Source organism: Serratia sp. OS31 (genome assembly GCF_014164835.1).
Classification (GTDB): domain Bacteria; phylum Pseudomonadota; class Gammaproteobacteria; order Enterobacterales; family Enterobacteriaceae; genus Serratia; species Serratia liquefaciens_A.
In genome coordinates, this window is record NZ_JACJFQ010000035.1 from 24,774 (window position 1) to 51,448 (window position 26,675).

Consider the following 26,675-nt stretch of genomic DNA (forward strand, 5'->3'; position numbering starts at 1 on the left):
AGAACGCCGCCGGCCAGCGTTACACTTTGCGATGTGACTCACAAATCTTCATCGCGACTCAGGCAAGTGATAAACAATGTCGAATGCACAATCAGAAAAACAAGAACTACTGGAAATTACCCGCACGCTGCTGAGCCAGCGCAGTTTCACCGACCTGTTGCTGCAACTGCGTCAAATACTGCAACGCCTGCAATTGGCGGACCAGATCACGCTGGTGCTGTTTGACCCCGACAGCGAACGGGTCAGCTTTTATGGCCTGGATGCACATCGACGGCCGGTGAACTATCAGGATGAGACCCTGCTGGCAAATGGCCCGGTAAGTCGGCTGCGACAAAGCCCGCTGCCACAGCGTTGGCAGAGCGATGATCTGCACGCACGCTATCCGCAAATCGGTGCTCTGGCGCTGTATTTGCCCTTTAACCAGTATTGCCTGATGCCGCTGCATGCAGGCGGTGCGCTGATCGGCGGTTGTGAGGTATTACGTTGTCACTCAGAGCCGTTCGGCGACGCCAGCCTGGTGCAGTTGCAGACACTGATGGAGTTGGTGGCATTGGCGGCAGAGCAGCTCCAGCAGCGGGAGGAGGCGGAACTCCGTCAACGGCAATTGCGCCATGAGCGAGATGATTATCGCATTTTGGTCGACGTGACCAACGCGGTGTTGTCGAAGCTCGATTTGGATGATTTGATCGGTGAGATCTCGAAGGAAATTCACCGTTTCTTCAAAATCGATGCGATCAGCATTGTGCTTTGCGTTGATAAAACCGAGCAGGTCACCATTTATTCCACCCACTATTTGCAGGATGACGTGGTTGAGCGTCAACAGTACAGCGTGGCGCTGGCGGGCACCTTGTCAGAACAGGTGATGCAAAGCGGTGAAATGCTGCTGTTGAATCTGAAGCACTCCGACCGGCTGGCGGCCTATGAGCGCCAACTGTTCGATCTGTGGCATGAGCAAATTCAAACGCTGTGCGTACTGCCGTTGGTTTTCGGCAACAAAACCCTGGGCGTACTCAAGCTGGCGCAATGTCAGCCGGACAACTTCAACGCAGCCAACCTGCGGGTGCTGCAGCAAATCGCCGAGCGTATCGCGATCGCCGTGGATAACGCGCTGGCCTATCAGGAAATTAACCGGCTCAAAGAGAGCCTGGTGCATGAGAACCTGTATCTGACCGAGCAGATTAACGGCAATAACCCGGACTTCGGCGAGATTGTCGGCCGCAGCGTGGTAATGTCCGCGGTGCTAAAACAGGTAGAAATGGTAGCGAAAAGCGACTGTTCGGTGCTGATCCTCGGCGAAACCGGCACCGGTAAAGAGCTGATAGCCCGTGCCATTCACAACCTCAGCGAACGACGCGATCAGCGCATGGTGAAAATGAACTGCGCGGTAATGCCGGCCGGGTTGCTGGAAAGCGATCTGTTTGGCCATGAAAAAGGGGCATTTACCGGGGCGACCAATCAGCGAATGGGGCGTTTTGAACTGGCGGACAAGGGAACGCTGTTCCTGGATGAAGTGGGCGAAATCCCCGTAGAGCTGCAACCGAAATTGCTGCGGGTACTGCAGGAAAGGGAGTTCGAACGCGTTGGCGGTAACAAGGTGATTTCGGTAGACGTACGCCTGATTGCCGCGACCAACCGGGATTTGCAACAGATGGTGGCCGACCGCGAGTTTCGCAGTGACCTGTTTTACAGGCTTAACGTCTTCCCGATCGTCATTCCGCCCTTGCGTGAGAGGCCGGAAGACATCCCGCAGTTAGTGAAGTTTCTGACCTACAAAATTGCACGCCGAATGAAGCGTACCATCGACAGCATCCCGGCGGAAACCTTGCGCCTGCTGAGCCAAATGCCCTGGCCGGGAAACGTGCGCGAGCTTGAGAATGTCATCGAACGTGCGGTACTGCTGACGCGTGGTACGGTGCTGAACCTGCAACTGCCGGAACTGCAATATCCGGTGCCTTCGATGGCGCTCCCGGTTGCCAAAGCGGAGCCCAGCCAGCCCGGGGAAGATGAGCGCCAACAGATTATCAGGGTGCTGAAGGAAACCAACGGCGTGGTTGCCGGCCCGCGCGGTGCCGCTCAGCGCCTGGGGCTGAAACGTACCACGCTGCTTTCACGCATGAAGAAATGGGGGATTCTGGTTAAGTGAAGCGCCACAGGGGTTAGGGGCAGCCAATGAGGGATATCCCTCATTGCGGCTTTAGGCTGAGTTACCTAAGCTAAAGCTGCAATGCAAATCGCACACAAGGAGATCATCATGACTAACTTACCATCCGAAGATCGTAATCCCGCCCCAGATGCCGCTGAAGAAAATGCGTTCTTTCCGTCACCTTACTCTTTGAGTAAATACACGTCGGCAAAGACGGACTTCGACGGCGCCCACTATCCTGCACCTTATAAAGGCGGCAAGTGGAAGGTGTTGATGATTGCGTCTCAGGAACGCTATCTGATGATGCAAAACGGAAAGTTTTTCTCTACCGGGAACCATCCTGTGGAGATGTTATTGCCCATGCACCACATGGATCTTGCCGGGTTCGAAATCGATGTTGCAACGCCATCAGGCGACCCGGTAAAGCTTGAGATGTGGGCATTCCCTGGTGAGGATGCGGCGGTCAAGGCCACCTATGAGAAATATCGCCATCAGCTCAAGCAACCGAAAAAGCTGACTGAGGTGGTGAAAGATTTGGATGCGGGTAATTATATCGGCGTCTTTATCCCGGGCGGCCACGGCGTCCTTAACGACATTCCCTTCAGCGAAGACGTGAAAAAAGCGCTGTTCTGGGCCCATGACAACGATCGTTACGTGATTTCACTGTGCCACGGGCCTGCCGGATTGTTGGCGGCGGGCTTGGGTGAGGACAAGGAAGACTTCTTGTACCGCGGTTACGAAATCTGTGTTTTCCCGGACTCGCTGGATACCGGCGCCAATATCGATATCGGTTATATTCCGGGCCCAATGCCCTGGCTGGTCGGCGAACGCCTCCGCGAGCTGGGCGTCAAGATCCTCAATAGCGACATCACGGGGAAAGTCCATAAAGACCGTCGTTTGTTGACCGGCGACAGCCCGTTGGCCTCCAACAATCTCGGCAAGTTGGCCGCAGAGACATTGCTTGCCGACGTTGCGGCGCGATGAGCAACCCCATTGCCCAGGATGCCTTTTCAACCGCTCTCGCCATAGAGGAGAGCGGTTCACTATCGGCAATCCAGGATCGGGTTCGAACCTTCGCCAAACCCTACGGTTTTGACCGTTTCGTCCTGTTCTCGGCCTCCGCAACGACAGAAGAGCTGGTCGAACATATTTACTGGGTCGAAGGCGACTGGTTCGGCAACGGTGAAAGCGTGGACGCAGTAACTTACGTACGCCACTGCCCGGTGACGCGACATATGCTGCTGGGCGGCGATCCCTTTTTCTGGAGCAAAATCAGCGCGGAGAAAGGGGAACTGTATCAGGTCGTCCGCATCCCACGCGGGTCGGGGATCCATGGTTTGCAGATCCCGGTATTTGGCCCGCAGGGGCTGGAGGGGGCCATCAGCCTGGGCGGCGAGCACATAGAGGCTTCCGCGCAAGTTAGGCTGGCGATGTCACTGGTGGGTACGGCGGCGTTTTTCTCCTCGCGCCGACGGCTAGAAACCCCTGCAGATGGGACGATTGGCAAGCTGTCCGAGCGTGAGCGCGAAGTCCTGGCCTGGACGGCCGCCGGGCGTCGGCAGGCTGATATCGCCGCCACGCTTGGACTTTCCGAGCGAACCGTTGAGAACCATCTGCGCCGGATACGCCTGCGTCTGGGGGCGGCCACTACCGCCCAAGCGATAAGAATAGCGATCCGCAAGGGTGAAATAGAAATCTGACGACGAGAAAACGATGTCATTGCCTGAATATATGAATGAGATTGAAATAACCACGCCTGGCGGACCTGAAGTACTCAGGCTACGCAAGGCGTCGCTGCCGCAGCCTGGCCCTGATGAGATCCTGGTGAAAGTTGCCGCCGCAGGCGTAAACCGTCCGGATGTTATACAGCGGCAGGGGAATTACCCTATGCCCGACGGCGTCACTCCGGTGCCTGGCCTGGAAGTTGCTGGCAGCATTGTGGCTTTTGGTGACAACGTCACTGGGTTTTCAATCGGCGACAAGGTATGCGGACTGACCAATGGCGGGGGGTACGCGGAATACGCTTTGTTGCCCTCGACGCAATGCTTGCCGATTCCGGCAGGAATAAGCGTTATCGAGGCTGCCGCGATACCCGAAACGTTCTTTACCGTATGGGCTAATCTGTTCCAAATGGCTAACGCCAAACGGGGGGACAGCGTACTCGTCCACGGCGGCACCAGTGGTATCGGAACCACCGCGCTGATGTTGTGCGAAGCGTTCGCAATAGAGTGTTTCGCCACCGCAGGCTCCGAGTCGAAATGTGCTGCCATAACCTCCCTTGGGGGAAAGCCGATTAATTATCGCACCCATGATTTTGCGTCCGCCATCCTCAACCAGACGCAAGGGCGCGGTGTCGATATTATTCTCGACATCATGGGCGCGTCTTACATCAAACCGAATCTGACAGCGTTAGCACGCGATGGCCGCCTGGTGGTGATAGGTTTTCTTGGCGGAGCCATCGCGGACGGCGTCGATCTGCAGGCGATGGCGCTTAAGCGCGCGACCGTTACCGGCTCGACCATGCGGGCAAGAACACCGCAGGAAAAGGCGCACATTGCTGCTGAACTTCGCCAGTACGTTTGGCCGCTGTTGGCTGCGGGTCAGTGTCGTCCGGTCATTCATCAGGTTTTCCGGCTTGAGGATGCCCCGCTGGCGCACGCCATGATGGAACGCGGCGATCATATAGGGAAAATTGTTCTGCAGATTGCGGACTGAGTTGTAAACGGGGCGGTTAACCGCCCTGATAGACCCCCTGCCGGCTGCGCAGGAAACTTGGCTGTGATGCTAATGCTATTCTGCGTCAACAGAATTACAGCTTGTAGCCAATAACTCGTCCAATGACGGGGCTTCGGCCAGGTTCTCGATACATGTCATGAGATGCCGGGCATTGTCACGTAATCCACGGCAAGGAGACTGTGAACAGCAACGAAGGAACTTAGCGCGAATATCCTGCATGTCTGCGGGATTTTCCGGCCAGCCGCGGCCAAACTCCGCCGCCAGCTTCAATGTCTCGCCTCGGTCGGGGGTGATATGAAGTTCAAAGCGGTCGAAACGGTCGAACGTGGGGCGCTCATGCACTTCGATGCGTTGTGCCAGCGCGACGACGGCGGGTTCGGTAGCGTATTCGGCGCTGAATTCACGCGCACTGGCGCACCCACGCAATAATGCATTGGCTATCACGTAACGCGCGCTGAATTGCGCGTCGATTTCCGCCGTTTTTTGCGGTTCATACTCCGCACCGCAGACCATACGCATGGTGGGCGAGGCGTGCAAAATGATTTTTGCCTGGCCGGGATCGGCTAATTGCCGGTGCGGGCCGGCATTCAACAGCGTCTCTGTCAGCGCCAGCAAAATGCTGCAATGGGGGTAGAGTTTAAAACAGGTTGCCTCTTCGCCTAGAAATGACACGCCCAACTGATGAGTCAAAGGGTGCAGATCGGGTTCTCCTGGCGCATACAGATTAAAAAAACCGTTTTCTCCGCTCAGCACCCGCTTGGGGCCACTGATGCCGGCTTGTGCCAACATAGCCGCTTCCAGAGCATGTCGCGCCACCAATCCTTGGCCGATGCGTACCGCCAGCGTTTTATCCTGATAATGCTGGAAAGTCCCGATACCAAAGTCAAATGCCAACCCAACGGCGTCGGTAAAGGCCTGACGATCGAGGCGCAGCAGACGAGAAGCGATCACGACGCCGGAAAACAAGCCCAGGATATTGGAATCGAAGCCACGATAGAAAAAGCCGTTAGCCTGAGCCGCAAGATTGATGCGTTGCGCAAAATCCTGCCCTACGGCCAGTGCGGCCAAAGTCTCCAATCCAGATGCGCCAGAAAGCTCCGCTGCCGCCAGTGCCACCGGCACGTCAGAAGAACTGGGGTGCCAACCGGGCGACAGCACGTCACAGTAGTCGAGTGCTCTGGCGCGCACCGCATTGACGAACGCCGCCTGCGGCGCCGCAAGCCGTTCTTCGCAGCCAATCAGCCGTGCTTCATGGCAGCCACTCCAACGCCTTGCCAGGGTCAAAGCGGCATCAACGCCGCTCTGTTCGAAGCCGGCGGCAAGACACCCCAGGTTATCCATCAGGCGTTTGCACTGAAACGCCAACACCGATGGGGGCACCATGCAGGCATCTACCTGTGAGGCAAAAGCGATCAGTTCTTCGATCGGATCGGGTTGTGTTCGCATCATTTATCCTCGCTCAAATTATTCTTGGGGTTTGCTCAGTGCGGCCGGCTGAGATGGGGCATGCACACGAAAACGCGGATGAAGCATGATCAGTAGCCAGACGGTCATGGCAATGCTGAGTAAACCGGCCCATAGCATCGCCACGCCAAAACCACCGGCAAAGGCGTTATGGGTTAAATCCAACAGGCGGTCCGCGCTCAACGGCGTGTTCGCAGTTTGCTGCTGTTCAATAATGGCCGCCCGGGCGATCGCTGAGGGATGCTCAACGCCTTGCGATTGCAAGACGAGGGTCAAAGAGCTCACCGCTTTCATGCTCATCAATGTGCCCAATAGGGCAATACCCAGCGTCATCCCCGTTTGGCGCAGCGCATTCATGGTGGCCGAGGCCATACCTGAACGCTGTGGCTCGACGGTGCGCATAACCAACGCGCTTGTGGCTGGCATCGCCAACCCCATACCCAGACCAAGCAAAGCCAAATAAAACGCGACGATGGCGTAATGAGAATTCGCCTGTAACTGCGTGAGCAGCAACAAGGCGATGCCGATTAAGCCGTAACCGGCGATCATCAATGAGTTGACGCTGAGTCGGGCAGAAAGCCGGCCAAAACAGGAGGCCGCCAGCGCCATGGCAAGAAACTCCGGTGCCATGCGCCAACCGGTGGCGGCAGGGCTCCACCCTTGAGCCTGCTGCAGAAAAAGCGAGACAAAGAAGACGCTGCTGTAAGATGAAAAGCCGAGGACGAAAGAAGCAAAGTTATAGCCAGTGAAGTCGGCGTTGCGAAACAGACTCAATTGCAGCAGGGGGCGTTTAACCTGGGTTTCCACCCAGATGAACAGGACGAATAGCGCTAGCGCGGCATACAAAGGGAGACGCGACTGCATACTTTGCCAGCCATGCTCTCCGGCGGCGATCAGGCCGTAGGTCAAGGCGCCAAGCCAAAGAATGCTTAACCCCTGGCCGAGTGGATCGAGAGCGGCATGCTCCGGATGCGCGCTCTCCCTGATCCCCCAACTGCCCAGTACCAGCGCTACGATCCCCACCGGGATATTAATCCAGAAAATGCCCGGCCAACCTGTGGTATGAACCAGTACGCCACCGAGTACTGGGCCGATCACCAGGGAAAGGGCATTGACCGATGACCAGATACCGATCGCTCGCGTGCGCTGCTGTTCTTCAGGGAACGCATGCGTCAGCAGAGACAGTGCGCCGGGGATGACGGCAGCGCCGGCAATCCCCTGAATCACCCGACCGGCCAGCAAGACGCTTAGGCTGGTAGCGAAGGCACAAAGGATAGAGCCAAGGATAAACAAGGCTACCCCATACAACCAAATACGTTTACGCCCAAAACGATCCCCCAAGGGACCGGAGGAGAGTATCAGCGCGGAAAGACAGAGTGCATAAGCGTCAACCACCCATTGCAAACCCGACATATCAGTCTGCAACGACTCCTGCATAGTGGGCAAAGCGACGTTAACAATGCTGATATCCAGCGAAGCCATAAAGGTTCCCAGACAAATGGCGGCGACCAGCGAGATCCTGCGCATACCGGACATAGAGTGGCTCCTTGAGTCATCGATGATGATAGTGAAAACTATTCTCATCTTATATTATGACTGACCGTCGGTCAATGGAGTGTTATTATTGATTTCACTGCCGCGGGTCATCTGGTCAATGGCGGCAACATTGGTTAGGATGGCCCCTGGGCTATAAGTGGACGTGAAGATGAAAACAAAAGAAAAAATGAAAGAATCGCAGCCGCGAACCAAACCTGCGGAAGTGCGTTTGGATGAGCTGATGGATGCGGCGCAAAAGCTGTTTATTGAAAAAGGTTTTGAAGCAACCACAATCAGCGACATCGTACGTGATGCGCAGGTTGCCAAAGGGACTTTTTACCATTACTTTCCGTCCAAAAACGAAATGTTGTCCGCATTGCGTATCCGTTTCACCACTCATTTTATTGAGCAAATTCAGCAAGCCATTGACGAATGCCCACAAGATGACTGGCTCGCGCGTTTACGTGCCTGGTGTGATGCCGGTGTGGCAACTTACCTGGAAGGCATGGAGTTGCATGACGCGTTGTATCACGATCATCATTATCACACCCGGGGCAATCAGGATCGTGATGCCGTGCTGGAACAAATCCTGACGATTTTGAATGACGGTGCCGCAGCCGGAGCCTGGCAATTGGAGAATCCGCACCTGACGGCGATTTTAATGTATCACGGCATGCATGGTGCGGTGGACAACGCCATGGTCTGCCCCGATGCCGATCGTAACGTCTTGGGCGCGGCATTGGCGAAAGAGTTTATGCGTTTACTGGGCTGTCGTTAGCCACGCTCCCGGAAAGATCCAGCGATACCCAGTAACCGGGTTGATAGGGAACCGGGAGATAACGCTCAAACAGCTTCGCAAAGGTCGTTTCGGGGTCAACCTCGTTAAACAACGAGGGGTGGAACCATTTTGCCAATCGTTCGATGGCGACAAAATTGAACGGATGATCGTAAAACGGATGCCAGATGGCATAGGCTTTGCCATGTTGTGCCGCCGCCAGAGTACGATAGGCAGGTCGTTGCATTAATTTTCGCAGTTGCCGCCTTGCCAACGTCTGATCTGCACCAGGCCCCAGGTTAACCCAATCGCCATTCGGCGAATATTGGCTCCAGTTGCTGCCGGTCACTACGATTTTATCGGGACGGGAAGCGATCACCGTTTCCTGACTGAGCGAACCATAGACGCCATGAATATACGCTTCGGCCAAATTATAGCCGCCGGCGATATCCACCATTTCTCCGTAATTCCCTTTGCCCCAAGACAAACAACAGTCGTCATACAATCCCGCAGCGCGCTCCATCATTATCCGCGGACGTGGGGGCGCATGTCGCGCCAGCGTCTCGGTAATATGATCGAGATGTTGTTGACGAAAGCGGATCAGGCTGGCGGCGCGAAGCGGGCTGTCGAACAGTTGTCCCATAATGGCCAGGCTTTTGGCGCTGTTGCTCATCAGGCCGATGCTCATATCGACAAATACCACCGGGATCCCTGCCGCCGTTAGCCTGCTCATCAGCCCGTTGGCCTCTATCGTCAGCCGGGTATTCAGGTTGAGGATCATCACTTCCGGACGCAGAGCAATTAACCTTTCCAGGTTGAATTGCATCTGTTGCACGCCGGAAAATGCCGGGAGTTCAGCCAATTCCGGGAAATGGCGGCAATAAAGGTGATAGCTGTCCAGATCGGCGGTGCGGAAATTATCACGCCACCCAACCAGTTTTTCGGCGGGCGAGGCAGGATTCAACGCCGCCACGGTATAAAATAAATTGCCTTCCGCTAAAAAAATACGTTTCAACGGATAACGCAAAATAACCTGGCGGCCGGCAATGTCGGTAACTACCTGGCTGTCTGCCTGCGCACGCAATGACTGCAGTGGGGAAAGTAACGCCAGCGCGGCCGCCGTCTGAATAAAATGACGCCTGCGCATTAAAAATACCAACTGACGGAGCCAACAATGGTGCGTTCTATGCCGATACTGCAATAAGGCGCGCTGGTGCAGCTGGCGACATAGGATTTATTAGTAAGGTTGTTGACCGTCAGGCCCAGCTCCAGATTGTACAAGCGGGGATCCCAGGCACCCGGCGTATAGCGTACGGAGAGGTCGCCAAGCCAGGTCGCGGGGACTTTAAAGCTATTGGCACCATCGGCCCAGCTGGAACCCAGATAGCGTGTCCCTGCGCCGACCAGCAACCCCTGCAACGGTCCTTTGTTAAAACGATAATCTAGCCACAGAGAACCGGTTTGGGCGGGCACACCGACCGGATGACGGCCCAATGTGTTATCGGTTGCGGAAGTCACGACATTATTCACCCAGGCATAAGCAAGCATCAGGTTTAGGTTGTCGGTTAAGGCCGCCCGCGACTCCAGCTCCACGCCGCGCGAACGCACTTCTCCGGTTTGGGTGTAGTAGCTGGGATTCAACGGATCGATGGTGTTCACATCGCGTTGGGTCAATTGATACACCGCCAGGCTGGTCATCATGGCGCTGCCAGGCGGCTGGAATTTTATCCCGGTCTCATATTGTGTCGAGTGGGTGGGTTTGAACGGCGCCCCGTTGGCGTCGGTACCGGTGAGCGGGTCGAATGCGGTCGATGTGCTGATCCAAGGTGCCAGACCGTTTTCCAAAGGATAACTTAGCCCTGCGCGGTAACTCCAGGCAGTGTCATTGGTTTGTGTCCGGGTGCTGGTCAAATTATTGTTAGTGCGCATTTGCGACCAATCATGACGCCCGCCCAACAGCAAATGCCAACCGTGCCACTGCATTTCATCCTGGCTGTAGATACCGACCCGGTTAAAACGCTGCGTGGTTGAGGTTTCAGAAGACGGCACGGGATCAAATGAAGGTCGATAATGGCTGGACCAGGGATCGAAGGAGACAGTTTGTGAAACCCACAGATCTTTATCGAACTTACCGGTTTGATAATCGACACCCGTCAACAGCTGATGGTCTAATTCACCGGTAGAAAATTGAGCGATGGCTTGATTATCCAACGCCAGACTGTCCGCCTGGCTGGGGGAGTCTTGATAGACTGCCGTCAAACTGCGTTCGTCCGCCGTGATAGCTCGAGTAAAGTCGCGTCTGACTGCAGAATCAACATGGGAGAAGCGCAGGTTTTGTTTTAACCTCCAGCTATCGTTCAATTGAAGTTCAAACAGAGAAGTCACGTCGTACTGGGTACGTGTAGAATGCTCATGAGCCGGATCGCTGTAATTCTTGTCGGTATCAATTTTTCCGCGAGGATTGGGTAATAACCCCAAGACCTGAGCCGGCAACGTGTTGTAATAACCTGATTTAGGTTCACGCAAATAATGCGTCAGCAAGGTCCAACTGGTGCGATCATTGGGCTGCCAGGTGATGGAGGGTGCCAGATAGAGACGCTCCTGTTTGGTGTCTTCGATTTGCGAACCGCGGGTCACGGCCAACCCATCAAAACGGTATAGCCATTGCTCGTTATCGGTTAACGAGCCGGTAGAGTCCAGGCTAAGTGAACGGGTGCGATAGTTGCCTATATCGAGCTTCAGTTGGTTAGACGCGAGGGCGGAAGGGCGTCTGGAAACCATATTAATTACGCCACCCGCGCCGCCCTGGCCGTAGAGCGTGGACGATGGACCATGCAGGACTTCAACGCTTTGCAGCCCCCAGGCCTCAATCTGTGGCCCCCAAATCCCAGTGTTGCCAATTACGCGCAATCCATCAAGATAATAATCTGCTTCAAAGCCGCGTATTCTGCCAAAGTCGACGCCGCTGGAGAAGGCGCCGAAGCGCTCTACGGAAACACCGGCACTGTAGCGAAGTGCTTGGCTTACGGTCCCGGCTGACTGTACGTCCATCTGTTGGCGATTAACTGCCGACACGAACTGCGGCACGGCTGTCAGCGGCGAGCGCGTCTTTGTCGCCACCTCAACCTGCTTGACGGCATACCCCGGCAGGGAGGCATCCGACGCCTGGTCGTTGGCCGTCACCAAAACTGATTCTTCAGCAGCGGCTGAAACCGCGAACGGTGACAATCCCAGCGCCAGCGTCCAAACGCAGCCACGGCGTGATCGGAATCCATTTATGTTTATCAAGACCTATACCTTAGTGAATGACGTTGATCGATGACAGCGACGGTGGGGCGCAGGCAATCAGGGTAGCGATAAAATACTCATTGACCGACTGACGGTCAATATGAATAATTATCAATACTATTTAGCTATTGGATAACATCATGATCACTTTTGAAGGTTTGCTATCCCTGTTGGCGGAGATTGGTGTCCCTGAAGATGTCCTGCAGCAGGCAGACGGAAGTTGGCAATTGCGGCAGGACCTGGCGTTAACTTCTGCTGAAACCGTTGCTCTGCAAACGCAGCTCAAAAATCGCTGCAGCGCGACGCTCTCATTATGGGGTGCACGCGACTATTCATTAGATGAGCTTATTGCTGAAATGGCATAAGCAAATTTCATTTTTTGAGTGGTCAGCATAGGGTTGATTCAATGGGAGTTATTACGCCTGTCGAGAGTAGGAAACATAAATTCCATAAATAATTAACGTCAAACTAATTGACTGACGGTCGGTCGTAGTGTTTGATGGCGGGCAGAAAAAAACAAAATGCTGTGAGTCCATTTTAGTTTTCATTGTGAGTCAGTGCAGGAGTGGGAGCATCGTCTGACGAGGTGCTTACAGGCTGTGTACTTAGCGAATTGCGATTGTGGAAGATACCAATCGAACAGTTAGTTAACTCATTATGGAGTCGCTATGGTTAGTGTTGAGGATTCGATCAATCAGCGTTTGTTGCGTTCCCTGCAACAAAATACCCAACGTCCTGCCCTGTTTGAAAATGGGGATGTTTACCACTACGGTTGGCTGAAGAATGCCGTTGCCTCTGCGGCAATGCGCATGCAGCAGTTGGGCGTAGAGAAGGGCGATCGGGTGGCCTACCAATTGCGTAACACCCGTGAAGCCGTGATCATCTTGCTTGCTACGCTGATGAGAGGTGCCATCCCCGTCCCCATATTACCCTCTTACCGAGAAAAAGAACTGCGGCACATTTTGCATTTAACCGCACCCAAAGTATTCGCTCTACAGCGCGGCAACCGTCGCTACAATCCCCTGGCTACCTTGCAGTATTTGTTTGATGAAGGTCTGAATATCGATGTTGTGCTGGTTGAGGATTACGAGCACACCGACCATGACTCACGTTATCTCAATTTGCAAAATTTCTGTGCCCCTTTGACGCCGGCTCCCGAGCTCCACGCCGTTGCCTTGTCTGCAGATGACACGGCAATCATGTTACTTTCAAGCGGTACTACCGGATTACCCAAGGCAATTGCCCGTAAAAACGGCGGATATAGCTACATGATTGAGTGCGGTTGCGATGTGTTCGTTTTGAACAACCACTCAGTGTATTTCGCGGCTATGCCGGTATCCCATGGTTTCGTTATCAACTGTCCCGGCATCCTGGGCACGCTCTCGCGGGGCGGCGCGGTGGCACTCGCCGATATGCCGTCAGCGGAAACCGCGCTGGAGGTCATTGAACGCTGTGGCGTTACGCACACCACGCTGGTGCCGGCCTTGCTGACGCAATGGAGTGAGTTGCAACAACGCTCTCCTTACAATATGACTTCGCTGTGGCATGTCCAGGTCGGCGGTGCCCGAGTTACGCAAGAGCTGGCGGCATCTTCATCGAGTATCCTCGGCATCACCTTGCAGCAATGTTACGGCATGAGTGAAGGACTGCTGTGCTTTAACGCGATTTCCGATGAAGACGAACTTCGTTTCACTTCACAGGGACGGCCACTCAGTCCGCATGATGAGGTGCTGATTGTTGATGAATATGGCCATACGTTGCCGGTGGGACAGTCAGGAGAACTGATCACCCGCGGCCCCTACACGTTAACCGAGTATTACCAAAACCCACAGGCCAATCGCACCGCTTTTACCCACGATGGTTTTTACCGCACCGGTGACCTGGCACACGTTGATCAGGCGGGTAACGTTTTTATTGACGGTCGGGTCAATGATGCTATCAACCGGGGGGGAGAGAAATTCTGCCCCAATGAGATAGAAGAATTGGCCGAGCAACATCCGGCGGTGATACGGGCGGCTTGCGTAGGCATGGACGATGCGCTGTATGGCGAAGTGCCCTGCCTGTTTGTTACCGTCGCCCATCCCGACCACTCGCTGACATTGGGTGCGTTAAGACGTTTCTTTGAGCAAGCAGGGTTAGCCGCATTCAAAGCGCCTGAAAAGTTGCTGATAGTCGAATCGATCCCGATGAAAGGCATCGGCAAAATCGATCGCCTGACGCTGCGAGAGATGCTACGCCAAACTCACCTTGCCAGTTCGGAGAAAACCGCGGGACTGAACTCATGACGCTATTACGCCAAAGCAACGGCTGCGTGCTCAGACTCAGCCGTCCACTCACCACGCCGGTAACGAAACAGCTGGTGGTTTTTCCGCATGCCGGCGGGGGGACCTCTTTTTATCAGCATTGGCGCGATCTGTTGCCGGACGAGACAGACCTGTTTGTTGTGCAATATCCCGGGCGGGAAGAGGCCCAGAATGTACCGTTTTGGACCACGGCTACCCAAGCGATTGAGGCCTGCAGTCACGATTTGCGCTCATCACTGGGTATCGCGCCCATGGTGATCTTTGGCCATAGCATGGGGGCTTTGCTGGCTATGCAGGTCGCTGGGGCATTAGCTGGCTCGCGCTTTCATTTCGAGACGGTATTGTCGGCGCAGCGTGTCCCCTCTGAACTCCTGAGCTTACAGCATGAGCAGCAACGTCTGGCCGTATTGGAAAGCATCGTGACCTTCAGTGAACGCAGCGGTTCTCTGGTGCTCGACGACATCACCCGGCCCATGGTCACCGGACTGATCCTGCAGGATTTACAATTACTGGGAAAATTGGCTGCCAAACCCTTACCCGGTCTCAGTCCGCGCATTTTTGGCGGCGATCAGGATCCGCTGGTTAACGCCTTATCACTGTTGCAATGGCAAGAAGATCTCCCCGGCAGCCAAGTGAGATTTTTCCCTGGCGACCACTTTTATTTTATGCAAGATAGCACCGCTTTTTTACGTCAGCTAATGCAGTAACGTGCTGGCCCTTTGTTAACGTTATGGTCTTGAAGGAACATCTGATGAATTTTGAGCTGTTTAATCCACAGGATTGTGCACCGGACACAGAGAAAGCCTTTACCCTGTTTCCGCAACTGAAGAAATTCTACGCCGGGTTGGGAAATACGCCACTGACCCCGGTGCCGTCGCCCGAAGGCAAAGCGACAATTCTCGCCAAGTTCGAGTTTAAAAATCCCTTTGGTTCCGTTAAGGATCGCACGGCGTTCGGGTTATTTTGCGATGCCATCAACCAGCATGATTTCAGCCGGGGTGAACTGAAATTACTCGACTCTTCGGGCGGCAACATGGCGAAGGCGTTGGCAAAACTGGGTGATATGTGCGGCATTACCGTGCAGGTGGTCATTCCCGACTCTTCGCCGCAAGCGCTGATCGAAACGCTGGAAGGGGATAATGCCATTGTCACTTTGGTGGATCGTAATCAATTTCTGCTCGGTGTCATTGCCCGCAGCCAGCAGATTGCGCACGACGATAGCAGTTGGACGCTTTTGTCGCAGCATCTTAATCTGGTCAATACCGCCATGCATCAGTACCAGACCGGAGCAGAAATTCGTCGTCAACTCAATGGTACGCATGCCGACGGCTGGGTTTCTGCGGTGGGGACAGGGGGAACCTTATCAGGGGTAGCAGCGGCACTGCGCCAGGACAACCCTCAACTGGTTGTCTGGGGAAGCACCCCGCAAGAACTGCCGTATGGCACACTTTCTGCCCCTAATGGCGAAGCAAAATTTGCCGGTGCTGGCGGCCTGGGTTTCGGATTCCGCCAACCTTTTATCAGCAAGCTGATGCCACAAGAGCCGCCATTTAATCAGGTTTCCTACCGCGAAGCCTTATGTGCAATGCATGAGTTTTTCCAACTCACCGGCGTCAAGATCGGTGCCTCTTCCGCGGCTAACTGGAAAACGGCGTGGAAACTGGCGATGACTCTGGAGCGGGGACAGCAGGTCGTCACGTTGTTCGCCGATGCAGGCAGCGACGTTGAAAGAGAAAAAGGACGCGAGTGGTTTAAACAAAGCGAGGCGTTAACCGCGTAACAACGATGTCTTACCTTTAGCCAAGGATTACATAATGGAAATTATACAGGGCAATAATAATGTATTGTCCGAGTTAATTACGATCGGCGATCAAGTTCGTCAAAAAATACTCAGCGGCAATAAACCTGCGGATATTGAACTCGCGCTGCAAAAAAATGAGGGATATAACAATGTGACGGTAATATCTGCCATAGAAATGGCAAATATAACCTTCAATGCAAAAACAAAGAGCGGCCCTAATGTTGGTGATGCCAATTCGCACACCGACCAATTATTTGATGAGGAAGGGCGTGATCTGGGCACTATGACCGGAAGCGGTTGGAAAATAGCCTCATTGGCGGATGGCAGCGTGGTATCTTGGTATCACGAAACTGCGGAAACGCCGTTAGGAAGAATTGAAACCTCTGGCATCTGGAATTCCAGCGCTATCTGGGCAGGGCAATGGCAATCTCTGTTTGCCGCAGGTGTCAGTGGCGATGTCATGGGGAAAATCGGTGTTCGACAGATATACCAGGATATCCCGCGAGAAAAATACCTGACGTTGATAGTGCTTTTGCCTATCGACCAAATAAAAAGCTTAATTAAAAAATAACATTCACCCTATTTAAATAATCTCGATTGCAAGGGGTAGGTATGCACACGTCTGTCCAATGGGATGTCATTATTATCGGTGCCGGACCAATAGGCCTTTCCACGGCCTGGAATTATGCTCGTGATCACCGCGATCAGAAAGTCCTGGTGCTGGATCAACATCCACTGCTGACGCAATTGGCCGGCACCAGCGGGGAGGAACGCCACTGGCGCTTGCAATACTCGGAACTGGAAATATTCCGTCTCACGCTAGAGGCTGACAAATTATGGCGGCAGTTGGAGCATCAAGCCGACAGAAAGTTGATCCATCGCGTGGGAAGTTTGTGGTTTGGTGATGCAGATGTCTGGACCAATGAAGGGCAGATCCGCCAAACCATGACCTCGATGAATGATATGAATCTGCCGTATGAGCGGCTGACCATGGCAGAGATTGAGCGTCGGTACGGTTTTACCGGTTTGGACAGTAACTACGAAGGCTTTTTGCAGCGGGATGGGGGTGTCATCGATGTCAAAAGCACGCTGACGACTCTGTACTCACTGGCCAGCGAGGCCGGGGTGACGTTTCAGTTCCAGCAAGGGGTTAATACCATCGAACCCGATGCCAGCGGCGTTACGGTGCTGACATCTCAACAGCGCTACCGCGCTCGCAAGGTGTTAGTCGCCAGTGGTCCCGGAAGCAAAAAGCTGCTGCAACAATTGGATATTGAACTGGCACTGTCTACCTTCGAAATGGCATGCATCAGCATGTTGCGTAGCCAACGATTGGAAGCCAATGACCCGTTTTGGTTTGCCTTCCAGGCTCCGGTTGAGAGCGATACCAATCTGTTCTACGGTTTCCCGCCCAACCCTTGGTCGATCAATGGGCTAGACCGGCTTGGCACGGATTTTGAAGTGGATCCTATAACCGAGGAAAACGCACCGAGTTACCAAGCCAACCCACACCATGTGGAACGGGCGCTGGAGTTTGCCCGTCGTCATATGCCCTTCCTGGAGCCCGATCGTCAACACTCGGCGTCAAGTTGTTTGGCTGTCCTGCCCAGCAATCCCTCACGTCAGTTTTATCTCGACAGTGCTCGGGGCCGTTGCCACGGGGGCGAAAACCTGGTGGTTTCGGCGGGCGGTTGGGCATTCAAGTTCACCCCGTTGATGGGACAGATTTGTGCCGATCTGCTGGCTGAACGTGAACCTCGCTGGGATATCAGCGCATTACGTTTCTAACCGGGAGGATGCTATGCAGCAGGTGAACAACCCTGAACAGCAGGTTGCCTTGCTGGGCATGGCCTGTCGTTTTCCTGGGGCCGAAGATATCGATAGCTGGTGGCATAACCTGATCAATGGCGTTGAGTCATTGGTTCGGGTCGATAAGGTGGATATTGCCGCTGATAACGGGCAATACGTGCCCGTCGCGGCCCCCTTGTCTGGTGATGTGACTCGCTTTGACGCGGGTTTCTTTGGCCTGAGCGCTCGCGAGGCGTTACTGATGGATCCGCAGCATCGCTTGTTTCTGGAATGCGCATGGCACGCACTCGAAGATGCCGGCGTGACGCCAGGGGATCTTGTCGATACCGGGCTGTTTGCCGGCTGCAGCAGCTCCGATTATTTACGTCAGGCGCAGCAATCGGCACTGTTTCAGCAGTTGGACCCTTCTGCATTCGAGCAGCAAATTGCCTGCGACAAAGATTACCTCACCAGTCGAGTGGCCTGGCATCTGGGCATCGGGGGGCCGGTGTGCAATGTGCAAGCTGCCTGTGCCACTTCACTGGTGGCGGTTTACGAGGCCGTTCAGGCGTTGCGAAGTGGGCGTTGCCGTTTGGCATTGGCCGGTGCCTGCACGCTGCGGATCCCGCAAAGGGAAGGCTACTTTTCCCAGCAAGGCATGGTGTTTTCAACCGATGGCCATTGCCGGCCTTTTGCTGCGGACGCCAGCGGTACGGTATTCGGCAGCGGCGTTGCCGTGGTGGTCCTGAAGCGCCTGCAGGACGCGCTGACGGACGGCGATGAAATTATCGCCGTGATTCAGGGGGTGGCGATGAATAATGACGGCGCGCGTAAAGTCAGTTTCACCACCACCAGTCTGCACGGTCAGCAACGTCTGTTAAGGCAGGCGATGGACGATGCGCGTCTGGAACCGGAGGATTTTCGCGCCATCGAAGCTCATGGCACAGGAACGCTGGCCGGCGATCCTATTGAGTTTGAAGCACTTAATACCGTTTTCCGTGAACGGACTGACCAACGAGGTTTTTGCGCAATCGGTGCAGTAAAAGCCAATGTCGGTCATTTGGAAACCTGTGCGGGGATGGCAGGGCTGATTAAGGCAGCGCTGCAAATCCGCCATGGGTGGATCACGCCACAAATAAATTTTTCTCGCGCAAATCCGGCGATCCCGCTGAATGATAGCCCATTTGAATTTCTTGGCTCAGCGCAACCCTGGTCAGCAAACGACAGGCGTCATGCCATTGGCGTCAGTGCCTTCGGCATTGGCGGAACCAATGCGCACGTGATACTGACTCGACCACCACAAAGGACCAGGCGGCGTGAAGCCAGTTCGTCACTGATGGCCAACGTGGTGCCGATCAGTGCGCAGTCCGAACAGGCCTGGCACCGTTTGGTCAAACGTTACCTGCAGCTTCCGGCTGCGGCTGACAGTGTTCAACTGGCATGGAGTGCGCAGAGTGGCAGAAAGTCTTTGCGCTACCGCGGCACGCTGCAAATCGATGAAGAGGGCATATTGAGCGTGAAAGAAAACGTTGCAGATATCGGTAAAGGGCGTCTCAACGTGGTTTTCCAGTTCCCCGGTCAGGGCAGCCAGTTTATCGGTATCGCCAGAGAATTGATGACGCAAGATGCGGTATTCCGTGATCTGATGGCCGAAAAGCTGCGCATCCTCAATCAGCATGCGGGGCTGGACATCTCCAGCCTGTTTAACGGCGAGGCGGCACCGGAAACCATCAATAACACTGCCGTTACGCAACCGGCATTGATAGCGGTTGAAATTGCCTTGGCCGAACTGTTGATGCATTACGACATTAAACCCGATTGGGTACTGGGGCACAGCCTCGGCGAAATTGCCGCCGCATGGGCCGCAGGTGCCTTTTCTTCAGAGGCTGCGTTGGTATTTGCGGCCCAACGTGGGCGGCTGATGGCATCGCTTGCGCCGGGCATGATGTTAGCCGTGGAGTTGAGTGCTCAGCAGTGCCAACCCTGGCTCAATGCGGATATTTCACTGGCGGCGGCAAACAGCGAAAACGGTTGTGTGCTCTCGGGCAGTCAAACCGCAGTCAGTGCCTGTGAACAGGCACTGCGCGCAGAAGGTATTCGTTGCAAAGCCTTGGCCGTTTCCCATGCCTTCCATTCGGCCCTGATGGATCCGGCGCTAAACGATTTGGCAGCTATCGCGCCGGAGCCAAACGAGAGCGCACCTGCTGCACGTTATATTTCCGCACTGCTTGGCTCGGAGATTAGCTTGTCGGAAATGGATGCGCATTATTGGGCTCGTCATGCCCGAGAACCTGTGGCCTATCACCTTGCGTTGCAGCAAATTCCGCAGCGAGGCAAAACGTTGTTTATCGAGGTTGGTCCAGGGTCGACACTTACGGCGCTGGCCGCGCAACTTAAGTCGGCAGGGGCTACCACGGCAGTACGCACGTTGCCCCGGCGCGATGAAGCACAAAGTGAAAGTGCGGTTTGGTCGCAGGCATTGCAAAAAATTTGGCGCGCCAGCGTCAACATCAACTGGCAACGGCTGTGGGCATCGCCGCCGTCACGTATCGCGTTACCTATGTATCCCTTTGATCCCACCCAGTGGTGGCTGGGCGAGCATGACCTGCATGGGCCGGACGCCGAGAGAAACGCGACTGCCGCAACGGACAAATCTGATCCCACCATGGAAAGCGTCTGGCGTATCTGGGCCAGCGTCACGGGATTGCGACCCGACTCAAATCACTGTGATTTTTTTGACGCCGGCGGGCAATCGCTGATGGCGCTGCGTCTGATTGCTTTGATCGAGCAGGAGTTTGCTCAGGTTATCAGCATGGCTGACTTCTTACGACGCCCCACACCATGGGGGATAAGGCAACATTTAGAACCGGTTGGAGCAGTTGAGCAAAAATCCAATTAAACAGGATGGCAAATTATGTCAGTAACCAATGCATTGCTGAATACGCGTAATCACTATCAGGTTGAGACGGTTGAGGTTGATGACGAGACTTCATTTACCCTGGCCTATTCATCACAAATAAAGCTGTTGCCGGCCAATGGCGGTATTCGTTGGCGAGCCTATGCTTCGCGCCAACTGCAGGAAGAAGAGGCGATCATGTTGGCCCAGCGCATGTCACTGAAACATGGCCTGTATAACACCGGTTTCAGCGGCGGGAAAATTGTGGTGAACAGTAAACGCTCACCTAAAGAACAGCCTGCCGTGCTGGAAGCGATTGGTGAATTGCTCAATCGCTATGGTGGTACCATGTTTACCGGCTGCGATATTAATACCGGTAACCGGGAAATGGACTATCTGCGCCAGTTTACCCCCTGGATCCTCAATGCGATGGACAGCCCTCAGGTGGATACTTCGGTCGCAACCGGTTATGGCGTCTGGAGCTCAATCAAGAAGGTGTTGATACTCCGCTTAAATCATCTTTCCCGAGCGCGAGTGGCCATCCATGGCATGGGAAAAGTGGGATCCGAGGTCGCAAAACAGTGCCTGCTGTTCGGCTGTGAGGTGGTGGGGTACGACATCAATCCCGCAGCTGTTTTCCCGGACGGTGTCCAACGCGTTACGGAAGATCAACTTTTATGGCAGCCAAGCGATGTGCTTTGCATTGCCTCACTTTCCGGCATTTTAACGTTAGAAAACGTTGAATTGCTGAATACACGTTGGGTGATCAGCAGCGCCAATTCGCCATTTGGCAACCTTCAGGCTGAACAACGCTTATTGGCACGGGGCGTTCATTACTTGCCCGATTATGTCAGTAACGCCGGGGCGGTGATTTGCGACAGCATTGAAATGGCCTTTACCGAGCGATACAACCAGATGAATCAGGAGCAGGTCAATGCCTACGTTCATTCGGTTATCGGCGCCAAAACGGAGGAGCTGCTGCAACGCGCCCATTTGTTGGATTGTGATGTCGGCCGATTGCTGCAACCGATAAAGTCAGCGTTGATGGTGGCGTAAAATCTGGCAGGGTGGTGAAAGCCATCCTGTCTTTAACTTTTATGGATCCAGTGGATAAATGATTATTATAAAAGACGCTTTGCGCAGCCGGATTGAATCTGAATCACAGGGGCGTCGCACGGTGCTATATACCGCCAGCGGGCAACCAAATTATATGTATGTCATGCCACGCTTCACGTTGGATGAGGTGGCTTCAGGCCTGGGGCAGGCGGTGCATCCTGCGTTTGTCGTCAATGGTAAAGAGAAAAGTGAATTTTTTTACGGGTGTTATCCCGGCAGCCTACACCACGGTGAGTTGCTCAGTTTGCCTGATGAGGAACCTGCCAGTTGGCTTGATCTGGCGGCGTTCCGGCAGGCGGCCGCTCGCAATGGCGCAGGCTGGCATCTTGGCACCAATGCGGAATGGGCCGCCTTGATGTTCTGGTGTCGTCATCATCAATGGCTGGAGCAAGGTAATACCGACTATGGCCGATCGGTTCAGAACCACGATCAAATCGGCCGCCGTCTGGATGGCGCGCCCGCAGGGGAGCAGCAGGGGCAGCCGACTACCCTTAGCGCGTCAGGCCCTGCGGCCTGGTACCATGACGGCTCCGTTAACGGTATTGGCGATCTGTGCGGCAACCTGTGGGAATGGCAGCTGGGGCTGAGGCTGATAGCGGGAGAAATCCAAATTTTGCCGGACAATGACGCGGCGATGCCGTGGACTGACGAGACGGAAGCGCGCTGGCGGGCGATAGATCTGGACACCGGTTTGCTGCTACCTCCCGGTGCGGAAAATTCGGCGAAGTTTGACGCATCAACACCGAAACGCGACGGAAATGCCGGAGTGCCGGTGATTAACGCCCGCATCCATAACTTTAACGGCGATCCGCAGGATAATGGCTACCCACCGGGCTTGATGGACGCGGCGTTTGATCAAATTGAACTAAAAGGCGGTGCTGCAGCCCCCAACCTGCTAAAAATTCTTGGCATCATTCCACACCACCGCAGTGAAGATGGCGACCAGGTTTATCTTCGTAACTATGGCGAGCGTATTTTGATGCGGGGTGGGGCCTGGTATTCAAACACCGCCGCCGGGATGCGAACCCTGTGTCTAAGCCATGGACCAAAACATGCCAGTGCGACAGTCGGCGCCCGACCGGTCTGGTGTTTGTAGAACTCGCGACAGAGTTCGAGCAGGATAAAAACCAACCCGCGCTTACCGGCGCGGGTTGGTTTATGCAGCAGGGTTTATGATTTCGCGTCACCGATATCCATCGGCCTTTGTTTACGAAGCAGGTGCAGCAGCAATGACACACGCCGCTCTGTCCGTTCCGGCGTGTCCGGTGGCAAGTTATAGCGCAGAGTGTAACGCTCATTTTTTTCATTGAAGAAATCGATCACAAGTACCGGGACCGAAGCACCCACCACTTTTCGATAGTTCAATGAGATGCCTGACAGCCTTCTATTCATTGAAACATCCATTTTCCATCAGCTCACAACCAGAGGACGACGGGTAGACATGGCGATGCGGCCGATGCCAAAACTGAGCGCTGCGCCCAGCAGCAGGATCAACAATGAACCCCATGCCGCGCGTGATACCTGTTTGGCCGCCACTTCTGCCGCTTCGCGGGCTTTTTGCTCGGCCTGCGCCTTAAGCTGCTCGACCTTTTGAACGGCCTGCTGATAAGCCTGGGCATAGTTGTCTACGATCTGGGTCGCTTCTGCACGGCTCTTGCCTGTACGGGCCGCCACGATATTCACCAGCGCATCCTTATCTGCCGCATTCAGGGTTGGTTCACCGGATTGCTTGACGCGTTCAAACCATTGCTTGAGCTCTGCCGCCGCCTGGGTTGGGTCAGTGGCTGCATCCGTAGCGGTTTGCTTACCATCAGCAGTGACGTTATCGCTCTTTTGTTCCAGCTTGGACGGGTCCAGTTCGGCCTTGCCGGTTTGCTTAAGAGTGGTGGTTAACTGGTTTTCCAAATTCCCCCAGTCCAGGCTGATGCCATTCTTGTCCAACTGCTGTTTGACGTTTTCGCCAATGCCCGGCGCTGCGGCCGCAATACCGTTGCCAGCCAGAGAGAGCCCCTTGCCGACGGCGGTACCGGCCAGACCGACCACGCCGCTCGCGACCGAAATCACCAGCCAGGTTGTCAGTAATGTGGTCACTGCCCAGCTCAACAGACCATGCAAACCGCCACGGTTTGGCGCCGTTCTGCCGGCGACAAATGCACCAGCCGCCAGCGAGACCAGGGTAGTGACAAACAACCAGATCCCGGTGCCCATGCCAAAGCCACTAAGAGGATTGCCCTCATGCAGCGGATCCACGGGCGAAGCGCCGATGGCCGTGCCCAGCACGCTAAGTATCAGATAGGTCACCAACGCCATGGCACTCCCGGCCAATACCGAACCCCATGAAACGTGAAACGCAAAGCGATTGGATTCATAGACAGTGGTCATTGTTATTCCTTATATTGACTAAACAAGTGGTTGTACGCACAGCACAGGGCCGCGCCGACAGAATCAGTCTGCCGCTTGGCACCACTGACCGTCCCGGTTCATTTGCACCGATAAAGCTAGTGCATTCACACCCCGCGAATGCACCTGTTACGCACTATGCTGTTGGGAACAGCGCCACTATTTGGCACTGCGATCGCCGTCAGGCGGCCAGGCCACTTCGTCTTTTGGAGAAAACATGAGTCAGTCCATCCTTGCCAACGAAACTAACCGTAGCCAGCTACAACAGATCATCTCAGGGTTGTCCGAAGGGGTGATCCTGGCCGAGGTCGACCAGACCATTCTGTGGGCTAACGAGGCGGCACTGAGCATGCATGGGCTGAGTAAACTGAGTCAATTGGGGGCGACTGGTCGTGAGTATGGCGAGCGCTTTGCCTTGCGTTATCGCAACAATCACCCTTTGACGCCGGAACAGTATCCGATTAACCGGGTCGCCAACGGTGAAACCTTCAGCGACGTGCTGGTCGAGGTTCGGCCGGTCAATGAATCGGAATACCTGTGGGTTCACCGTTTACGCAGCCTGGTGATCACCGATGGTCAAGGGCAGCCTGAATTGCTGGTTTTGATCCTGAGCGACGCCACCGAGTGGGCCAGTGCCGAGCAGCGCTTCGAAAAGACCTTCAACGCCAACCCGGCACCGGCGGTGATCTGTAGCCTGAGCGACCTGCGCTATATCAAAGTCAATCAGGGGTTCCTCGATATGACGGGCTACACTCGCGATCAGGTGATGGGCACTTCGGTGTATGCGCTGGATGTTCTGGAACAGGCGGAACGCAAGGAGCAGGCGGTGCAATTGCTGAGCGAAGGGGCGACCATTCCGCAGATGCAGGCCGAACTGAAACTGCCGGCCGGCGGAACCAAGCTGGTGATCGTCGCCGGCCAGCCGCTGGACATCAATGAAGAAGATTGCATGCTGTTTACCTTTACCGATCTCGAACCTCGTCGCAAGGCAGAGTCGGCGTTGCGCGAGAGTGAAGAGCGATTTGCCAAGTCCTTTCGTCTAAGTCCGGTGCCCACGCTGGTGTGCACGGCGGACAAGCAGCGGGTGCTGGATGTCAATGAAGCCTTTATGAAGACCACCGGCTACGCCGCCGAGGAGTTAATCGGCAAGACGGTCGAAGAGATCAATGTTATCGATGGGCAAGGGGAATGCCGGCGCTTGTTTGCCACGTTGGAAAAAAACGGCAACGTCGAGAATCAGGATGTCAAAATACGCAAAAAGGGCAATGAAATCATAGACTGCGTGGCGTCAGCGGATGCCGTGAGCCTTCAGGATGCCCGCTGTTATCTCCTGGTATTGATGGATATTACCGAACGCAAACGTTCTGAGCTTGATCTGGTGGCTGCCATCGAAGAAGTGATGCAAGACGCTTCCTGGTTCAGCCAGACATTGCTCGAAAAACTGGCCAATGTAAAAAGTATCAATAAGCCTAACCTGGCGGGTTTTTCCTTCACCGATCTTACCGCCCGCGAGCGCGACGTATTGGGGTTGATTTGTGAGGGGCTGCCGGACAAAAAGATCGCCGCGCGCCTCAATCTTGCCCCGAATACGGTGCGTAATCATGTGGCTACGGTCTATTCCAAACTCGATGTCCACAGCCGTAGCGAAGCCATCGTCTGGGCCAGAGAGCGGGGGCTGTTTGCCGGTGAACGATCGTCCAAAAATGGAAAGTAGGGTGCAAATGCACTGGTCAATCCCCTGCAAATTGACCTTATGAGCGGTTCGTCAACGGCTTACTATCGAGAGACAAGGCAGGCATTTGCACCAGGCAAGTGCCGAAACAAACCTCACACAGGAGTGCAGAATGAACAGCGATAAAATCAACGGCGTGATGGATAAAGTGGTAGGCAAGGCGCAGGAAGTGGCCGGTGATGTTACCGGCGATGAGCGTTTGCAGGCTGAGGGATCTACCCGCTATGTTGCCGGTGCGTTACAAGAAAAATATGGCGATGCTGTCAGCTGCGTCAGCGATCTGGTCAAGAAGAAACCCCTCACTACGGTAGCGATTTTTGCCGGCGTGAGCCTGTTGGCGGGCCTGCTGCTACGTCGCCGCTAAAGCTTTTGATTGACTGACCACCGCAACTAAACCAGTGCCTGACTCGCCCGCACCCTGCGGGCGAATGCTTTCCCCGCACCGCTGCACATTGTATTTTGTGACAAAAAAGCCTCTTTTACTCCCCTTCGTTTTTTGCGTCTGAGCCATAGGTTCTATATATTTATTAACAGGCACTGAATAAAGATGCGAATATCAGCCCGCATTGTGCATCAGTGGCCAGTTTAATCAGTTTGCAAAGATGTTGACGGAACATGTGCTTTCGGGAGCAGAGTAAAGGTCAGTGAGGAACCTATTGCCTCTTGATGTTGCAACCGAGCAGACAACGACTCACAG

General features: G+C 54.7%; 22 protein-coding genes. 16 read left to right on the forward strand and 6 right to left on the reverse strand.

The annotated features are described in order from the left end of the window. The first annotated feature begins 76 nt into the window (after window positions 1–76). The 4 genes from flhA to H5P17_RS22385 all read left to right on the forward strand — a co-directional run bounded on the left by flhA (window position 77) and on the right by H5P17_RS22385 (window position 4,858). Window positions 77–2,143 (forward strand): formate hydrogenlyase transcriptional activator FlhA, encoded by a 2,067-nt coding sequence (gene flhA / locus H5P17_RS22370; protein ID WP_182825298.1) that lies wholly within the window; start codon window positions 77–79, stop codon window positions 2,141–2,143. Window positions 2,144–2,251: 108 nt separating this feature from the next. Then, complete coding sequence (hchA, locus tag H5P17_RS22375; RefSeq protein WP_182825300.1) at window positions 2,252–3,127, forward strand: glyoxalase III HchA; 876 nt, start codon at window positions 2,252–2,254, stop codon at window positions 3,125–3,127. Beyond that, window positions 3,124–3,843, forward strand: coding sequence for a PA1136 family autoinducer-binding transcriptional regulator (locus H5P17_RS22380; RefSeq protein WP_182825302.1), 720 nt, complete (start codon window positions 3,124–3,126; stop codon window positions 3,841–3,843). The genes hchA and H5P17_RS22380 overlap by 4 nt, the downstream gene beginning before the upstream one ends. A 31-nt stretch (window positions 3,844–3,874) precedes the next feature. Beyond that, window positions 3,875–4,858: an NAD(P)H-quinone oxidoreductase gene (locus tag H5P17_RS22385; protein WP_220496942.1), complete on the forward strand. Its 984-nt coding sequence runs from the start codon at window positions 3,875–3,877 to the stop codon at window positions 4,856–4,858. A 75-nt stretch (window positions 4,859–4,933) separates the two neighbouring features. On the opposite strand, the gene H5P17_RS22390 is transcribed toward H5P17_RS22385, so the two are convergent. After that, entirely contained in the window at window positions 4,934–6,325 is a 1,392-nt protein-coding gene (locus H5P17_RS22390; RefSeq protein ID WP_255477980.1) for an MmgE/PrpD family protein, read from the reverse strand. Between the two features lie 18 nt (window positions 6,326–6,343). Then, on the reverse strand, window positions 6,344–7,879 hold the full coding sequence (locus H5P17_RS22395) for an MFS transporter (RefSeq protein ID WP_182825306.1): 1,536 nt from the start codon (window positions 7,877–7,879) through the stop codon (window positions 6,344–6,346). Between the two features lie 169 nt (window positions 7,880–8,048). Between H5P17_RS22395 and H5P17_RS22400 the strand changes: the two genes are divergently transcribed. After that, a complete protein-coding gene (locus tag H5P17_RS22400; RefSeq protein WP_182825308.1) occupies window positions 8,049–8,657 on the forward strand; it encodes a TetR/AcrR family transcriptional regulator in 609 nt (202 codons plus the stop codon). Here H5P17_RS22400 and H5P17_RS22405 read toward each other — a convergent pair. After that, window positions 8,632–9,801: an ABC transporter substrate-binding protein gene (locus H5P17_RS22405; protein ID WP_182825310.1), complete on the reverse strand. Its 1,170-nt coding sequence runs from the start codon at window positions 9,799–9,801 to the stop codon at window positions 8,632–8,634. The genes H5P17_RS22400 and H5P17_RS22405 overlap by 26 nt on opposite strands. Further along, window positions 9,801–11,837 (reverse strand): TonB-dependent siderophore receptor, encoded by a 2,037-nt coding sequence (locus tag H5P17_RS22410; RefSeq protein WP_182825312.1) that lies wholly within the window; start codon window positions 11,835–11,837, stop codon window positions 9,801–9,803. The genes H5P17_RS22405 and H5P17_RS22410 overlap by 1 nt, the downstream gene beginning before the upstream one ends. A 245-nt stretch (window positions 11,838–12,082) precedes the next feature. Between H5P17_RS22410 and H5P17_RS22415 the strand changes: the two genes are divergently transcribed. The 9 genes from H5P17_RS22415 (at window position 12,083) to H5P17_RS22455 (ending at window position 22,942) form a co-directional block, all read left to right on the forward strand. Beyond that, window positions 12,083–12,307 (forward strand): hypothetical protein, encoded by a 225-nt coding sequence (locus H5P17_RS22415; RefSeq protein WP_220496941.1) that lies wholly within the window; start codon window positions 12,083–12,085, stop codon window positions 12,305–12,307. A 303-nt stretch (window positions 12,308–12,610) separates the two neighbouring features. Then, window positions 12,611–14,227, forward strand: coding sequence for an AMP-binding protein (locus tag H5P17_RS22420; protein ID WP_122079355.1), 1,617 nt, complete (start codon window positions 12,611–12,613; stop codon window positions 14,225–14,227). Further along, on the forward strand, window positions 14,224–14,952 hold the full coding sequence (locus H5P17_RS22425) for a thioesterase II family protein (protein ID WP_182825314.1): 729 nt from the start codon (window positions 14,224–14,226) through the stop codon (window positions 14,950–14,952). Before H5P17_RS22420 ends, H5P17_RS22425 begins: the two co-directional genes overlap by 4 nt. Window positions 14,953–14,996: 44 nt before the next feature. Further along, window positions 14,997–16,025: a pyridoxal-phosphate dependent enzyme gene (locus tag H5P17_RS22430; RefSeq protein ID WP_182825316.1), complete on the forward strand. Its 1,029-nt coding sequence runs from the start codon at window positions 14,997–14,999 to the stop codon at window positions 16,023–16,025. A gap of 34 nt (window positions 16,026–16,059) precedes the next feature. Further along, window positions 16,060–16,617, forward strand: coding sequence for a hypothetical protein (locus tag H5P17_RS22435; RefSeq protein ID WP_122079357.1), 558 nt, complete (start codon window positions 16,060–16,062; stop codon window positions 16,615–16,617). Window positions 16,618–16,658: 41 nt separating this feature from the next. After that, entirely contained in the window at window positions 16,659–17,834 is a 1,176-nt protein-coding gene (locus H5P17_RS22440; protein ID WP_182825318.1) for an FAD-binding oxidoreductase, read from the forward strand. Between the two features lie 13 nt (window positions 17,835–17,847). Further along, window positions 17,848–20,733 (forward strand): type I polyketide synthase, encoded by a 2,886-nt coding sequence (locus H5P17_RS22445; protein ID WP_182825320.1) that lies wholly within the window; start codon window positions 17,848–17,850, stop codon window positions 20,731–20,733. A 15-nt stretch (window positions 20,734–20,748) separates the two neighbouring features. Then, the gene (locus H5P17_RS22450; protein WP_122079359.1) at window positions 20,749–21,786 is read left to right on the forward strand and encodes a Glu/Leu/Phe/Val dehydrogenase dimerization domain-containing protein; all 1,038 of its coding nucleotides are present in this window, start codon (window positions 20,749–20,751) and stop codon (window positions 21,784–21,786) included. A 58-nt stretch (window positions 21,787–21,844) separates the two neighbouring features. Next, a complete protein-coding gene (locus tag H5P17_RS22455) occupies window positions 21,845–22,942 on the forward strand; it encodes a hypothetical protein (RefSeq protein ID WP_182825322.1) in 1,098 nt (365 codons plus the stop codon). Between the two features lie 74 nt (window positions 22,943–23,016). Here H5P17_RS22455 and H5P17_RS22460 read toward each other — a convergent pair whose 3' ends face one another. Together H5P17_RS22460 and H5P17_RS22465 are read right to left on the reverse strand one after the other, a co-directional pair. Next, complete coding sequence (locus H5P17_RS22460; protein WP_182825324.1) at window positions 23,017–23,238, reverse strand: hypothetical protein; 222 nt, start codon at window positions 23,236–23,238, stop codon at window positions 23,017–23,019. An 18-nt stretch (window positions 23,239–23,256) separates the two neighbouring features. Then, window positions 23,257–24,228 (reverse strand): hypothetical protein, encoded by a 972-nt coding sequence (locus tag H5P17_RS22465; protein ID WP_182825326.1) that lies wholly within the window; start codon window positions 24,226–24,228, stop codon window positions 23,257–23,259. 235 nt (window positions 24,229–24,463) lie between these two features. Between H5P17_RS22465 and H5P17_RS22470 the strand changes: the two genes are divergently transcribed. Both H5P17_RS22470 and H5P17_RS22475 read left to right on the forward strand, forming a co-directional pair. Then, a complete protein-coding gene (locus H5P17_RS22470) occupies window positions 24,464–25,960 on the forward strand; it encodes a PAS domain S-box protein (protein ID WP_182825328.1) in 1,497 nt (498 codons plus the stop codon). A 130-nt stretch (window positions 25,961–26,090) separates the two neighbouring features. Further along, window positions 26,091–26,342: a CsbD family protein gene (locus tag H5P17_RS22475; protein WP_020826921.1), complete on the forward strand. Its 252-nt coding sequence runs from the start codon at window positions 26,091–26,093 to the stop codon at window positions 26,340–26,342. Window positions 26,343–26,675 lie beyond the last annotated feature (333 nt).